Raw genomic sequence first — 4,208 nt, forward strand, 5'->3', positions numbered from 1 at the left:
TACCCGTTCCTGGACGACTGGACCATGGACGCCCTCTCCCGGGTGGGAGTGGAGGCGTTCTACCAGCCGCTCAACGACATCGCCACGCCCCAGGGCGGCGGGATTAGGCTGACCCCATGGTCCCCTCGATCGCCACCGATCCGCTGCGCCGCCATCCCGACCTGTCCGACGAGGACCGGTCGTGGCTGCAGATGCTCGTCGGCGACTGGCAGCTCGTGGCGGACCTGTCCCTGGCCGACTTCGTCCTCTGGGCACCCCTGCCCCGCCCGCATGCCGACTCCGGCTACATGGCCCTGGCACAGACCAGGCCGGTGACGGCGCCCACGCTCTTCCACCGTGACATCGTCGGCTCCCGTGCACGTGCCGACCTGCGCACTCTGTTGGACCGGGTCTGGCACGACGGCGAGCCGCCCGAGGGCACGGGGCCGGTCGCCGCACCGGATGGGACGCTTCGCGTCCGCCTGTGGCCGGTGGTGCGTCAGGGGCGCGTCGTGGCCGTGCTCAGCGGACACCGGGATCCGAACACCCGGCCCGAGCTGTCGCCGATCGAGCGGAACTACGGCACCGCGGCGGACAGCCTGCTGGACATGGTCCAGCACGGCCGCTGGCCGGATCCCCAGGACCCGCCGGCGTTCTGGATCGGCGGCACCCCGCGGGTCGGCGACGGCCTCATGGTCCTGGACGCGGAGGGCGTGGTGGGATTCGCGAGCCCCAACGCCGTCTCGGCCCTGACCCGCCTGGGCGTGACCGCCTCGGTGGAGGGCAACGCGATGGCGCCCGTGGTCACCGGGCTGGCGTCGGCACCGGGGCCGATGGACGAGGACATGTGGTCCGTGCTGATGGGGCGGCGCAGCGGTCGGACGGAGGTCCAGGTGGGCCGGTCGGTGGTGACGGTGCGTGCCATCCGCCTGTGTGACGCCGACGGGAGGACGGGGTCCCTGGTCATGCTGCGTGACGTCACCGAGCTGCGTCGCCAGGAGCAACGGCTCATGAGCAAGGACGCCACCATCAGGGAGATCCACCATCGGGTCAAGAACAACCTGCAGACCGTGGGGTCGCTGCTGCGCATGCAGGCGAGGCGCGCGGGGTCGGACGAGGCGCGTCGCGCCCTGATGCAGGCCATGCAGCGGGTGGACACGATCGCACTGGTGCATCAGAGCCTGAGCGAGGACGTGGACGGTCAGGTGGACGTGGACGACCTGATGTCCCGGCAGTTCCGGCTGGCCGTGGAGATCTCCGGTGACGGGCGGCCCCTCACCACGCAGATCACCGGTGAGTTCGGACGCCTGCCCTCCCACGTCACCACACCGTTGGCGCTGGTGCTCAACGAGCTGGCCTCCAACGCCGTCGAGCACGGGACTGGTCCAGACGGCGGCGTGCTGCGGCTGCATGCCGGACGCGTCGAGACGCCGGCGGGGGAGGTGCTGGAAGTGTCGGTCTCGGACTCCGGCGTCGCCGCACGGACGGACGTCCAGGGTCGTGTCCCGGGGGTCTCGTCGCCCGGCGACGAGGCCGCAGACGCGGTCCTCGCGGACCTGGCCAGCTCCGGTCTGGGACTCAAGATCGTGCACACCCTGGTGGAGTCGGACCTCGGGGGCACCCTCGAACGCACAAGGCGGCCCGGCGGTGGCATGCGGGTCACGCTGAGAATCCCGGTCGGCTGACCCGTCGGGCGCGGAGACCGTGCACCGCGGGCCCGGGAGCGTCGCCGACCCCGCCTACCGTTCCGGGACCGGATCTCGAACCTCCCTGGATGCGACGAGGGCCGGACCCGTCGACGGGTCCGGCCCCTCGTCGCATCCGCGCCGGCGGCCTGTGGGTGTCAGGAGGCGCGGCGGGCGCGGGCGGCGCGCCGCTTCATGGCGCGGCGCTCGTCCTCGCTCATGCCACCCCAGACGCCGGAGTCCTGACCGGACTCCATCGCCCACTTGAGGCAGGTGTCCACGACCTCACAGGAGCGGCACACGGTCTTGGCCTCCTCGATCTGGAGCAGGGCCGGGCCGGTGTTCCCCACGGGGAAGAACAGCTCGGGATCCTTGTCCAGGCAGGCCGCACGGCTTCGCCAATCCATCTTCGGTCGCTCTCGCTTTCTGTCAGAAGTCGTCTCGCATGGGCGGTTCCCACGCTCCGGCAGGGCGGGGCAGGGCCGCGCCGCCCACATCCGGGGAAACAGAACGGGGACCGATCATGAACGGCCCCCGAACAACATCGCCGCCAATCCTCCCACGCACCCCTCACCGCGACAAGGGCTTTCCGGGGGTGGACCTGCTCACGGCATGAGGGATTCGTCACAGGGTCGGGAGCCGCCCGGGCGGGCTCGGACGTCCGCCGGGGGAGGGGGGCGGCGGGCGAAGCGCGGCGGCCGTCGACCGGTGCGGGCAGTACGGTGGAGTCCGCGCCCAGAGCCCCACCAGTGCAAGGAGACCCCGTGGACGCCGACTCCCCCACCGCGACGCCCGCCCGCCCGCTCGGCACGGTGCTCGTCACCGCCAGCCTCGGCCTGATCGCCGGGTCGCTGGCGTGGCTGACCGTCACCGCCGCGCTGAGCTTGGGGCGCGGCACCCTGAACCTCGGGGCGCAGCTGTTCCTGGTGGTCCTCTACTTGGCCCTCACCGCGTGGGTCGCCGCGGTCGCCGTCGGGGTGTTCCGCGGCCGGCTGTGGAGCCGCAGCGCCACGGTCGCGATCCTGATCTTCGCCGTGCTTATCTCCACCTGGGTCCTCACCGGCGGAGACGTCGTGCCGGGCCTGCTGCTCCTGGCCGTCGCCGGGGTCGGGCTGGTGGCCGTCCTGACGCGGCCGGTGTCCGACTACTTCCGTGCTCGCAGCGAGTCACCGGTCCGCGGGGTCGAAGCCCGGGGCTGATGCACCCCGCGGGCCCGGAACACGACGGCGCCCCACCTCGATGAGGTGGGGCGCCGTCGTCGTGGGCCCTCTCAGTAGGGCGTCAGGGGGTCAGTTGACGGGGCCGGTGAGCTTCTCGCCCGGGCCCTGGCCCGGGGCGTCCGGGTAGGGGGAGGCCTCGGCGGAACGCCAGCTGGAGGCTGCGCAGGCCGTCGCGCAGCGGACCGGCGTGGGCGCTGCTGATCTCCGGCGCGGCGCGGTGATGAGGCGGCCAGGGCCGTGATGAGCTTGCGTGCCTCGTCCAGGTCGACGAGCTCGCGGGCGTCGGGGGAGTCGGCGAGGCCGACCTTGACCGCGGCGGCGGTCATCAGGTGCACGGCGGTGGTGGTGATCACCTCGACCGCGGGGACTTCGTGGATCTCGCGGACCTCGTGGTCGGCACCGACGGCAAGCGGCTCGGGAAGCTGGTGTTCTTCGGTCATGGTGGTAAGCTTCCCACAGACCACCTGGGTCTGCACGAATGTGCCGTGCCCGGGTCGCATGAAAGTGGAGGCCTCCTCCCACCCGCGTCAGCAGGAAGTCCGGTGTCCGCCGGACCGAGTTGCCGGGTCGCCGCCGAGCGGACGCCTCCGGGCGCCGTCCTACGGCGAAGGGTCCCCTGCAGGGATCGGGAGAGGCCTCGTCGTGCCGTCGGCACCGGGGCCTCGAGTCATGTCGGGGAGTCGGATCGTCGTCGGGTCGTACAGCAACTGGACTCGACTACAGGAGAAGCACCATTAGCGATCCCCGCATCAACGAGCGTATCCGCGTTCCGGAAGTCCGCCTGGTCGGCCCCAACGGCGAGCAGGTCGGCATCGTCCGGATCGAGGACGCACTGCGCCTGGCCGCCGAGGCGGACCTGGACCTCGTCGAGGTCGCGCCGGCCGCGAAGCCGCCGGTGGCGAAGCTGATGGACTTCGGCAAGTTCAAGTACGAGGCCGCGGTGAAGGCCCGCGAGTCGCGCAAGAACCAGGCCAACACGGTCCTCAAGGAGGTCCGCTTCCGCCTGAAGATCGACACGCACGACTACGAGACCAAGGTCGGCCGTGCCCGCAAGTTCCTGGGCGCCGGGGACAAGGTCAAGGCGATCATCCAGTTCCGCGGCCGTGAGCAGCAGCGTCCCGAGCTGGGCGTCCGCCTGCTCGAGAAGTTCGCCACGGACGTGGAGGACCTGGGCTCGGTGGAGTCCCGCCCCCGCCAGGACGGCCGCAACATGGTCATGGTGGTGGGGCCGCTGCGCACCAAGGCCGAGGCCCGTGCCGAGGCCCGCAGGAACGCGGCCCCGCAGCGTGAGCGCTCCGGCGGCGGCTCCCGCCGTCGCCACGAT

At 71.8% G+C, this 4,208-nt stretch carries 4 protein-coding genes and 1 pseudogene; 3 read left to right on the plus strand and 2 right to left on the minus strand.

Annotated elements, in window-relative coordinates:
• Window positions 1-116 precede the first annotated feature (116 nt).
• On the plus strand, window positions 117-1,664 hold the full coding sequence (locus tag AC2W7A_RS09970) for a sensor histidine kinase (RefSeq protein WP_485991222.1): 1,548 nt from the start codon (window positions 117-119) through the stop codon (window positions 1,662-1,664).
• A gap of 158 nt (window positions 1,665-1,822) precedes the next feature.
• Here AC2W7A_RS09970 and AC2W7A_RS09975 read toward each other — a convergent pair whose 3' ends face one another.
• Window positions 1,823-2,071, minus strand: coding sequence for a WhiB family transcriptional regulator (locus tag AC2W7A_RS09975; RefSeq protein ID WP_067191901.1), 249 nt, complete (start codon window positions 2,069-2,071; stop codon window positions 1,823-1,825).
• 357 nt (window positions 2,072-2,428) lie between these two features.
• Here AC2W7A_RS09975 and AC2W7A_RS09980 point away from each other — a divergent pair, with 357 nt between their 5' ends.
• Complete coding sequence (locus tag AC2W7A_RS09980) at window positions 2,429-2,863, plus strand: hypothetical protein (protein WP_485991223.1); 435 nt, start codon at window positions 2,429-2,431, stop codon at window positions 2,861-2,863.
• A 90-nt stretch (window positions 2,864-2,953) separates the two neighbouring features.
• Here AC2W7A_RS09980 and AC2W7A_RS09985 read toward each other — a convergent pair.
• Window positions 2,954-3,324 (minus strand): annotated as a pseudogene (locus AC2W7A_RS09985) (DUF1844 domain-containing protein).
• Window positions 3,325-3,617: 293 nt separating this feature from the next.
• On the opposite strand from AC2W7A_RS09985, the gene infC reads away from it, so the two are divergent.
• Window positions 3,618-4,208, plus strand: a 591-nt coding sequence (infC, locus tag AC2W7A_RS09990; RefSeq protein ID WP_485991224.1) for a translation initiation factor IF-3, incomplete at its 3' end; no start/stop codon positions are given.

It is taken from the genome of Micrococcus sp. LASM2_SD2 (assembly GCF_057364565.1).

Coding starts and splice junctions, on each gene's coding strand:
- AC2W7A_RS09975 (WP_067191901.1), bottom strand. CDS start 2,071: ATGGATTGGCGAAGCCGTGCGGCCTGCCTGGACAAGGATCCCGAGCTG.
- AC2W7A_RS09970 (WP_485991222.1), top strand. CDS start 117: ATGGTCCCCTCGATCGCCACCGATCCGCTGCGCCGCCATCCCGACCTG.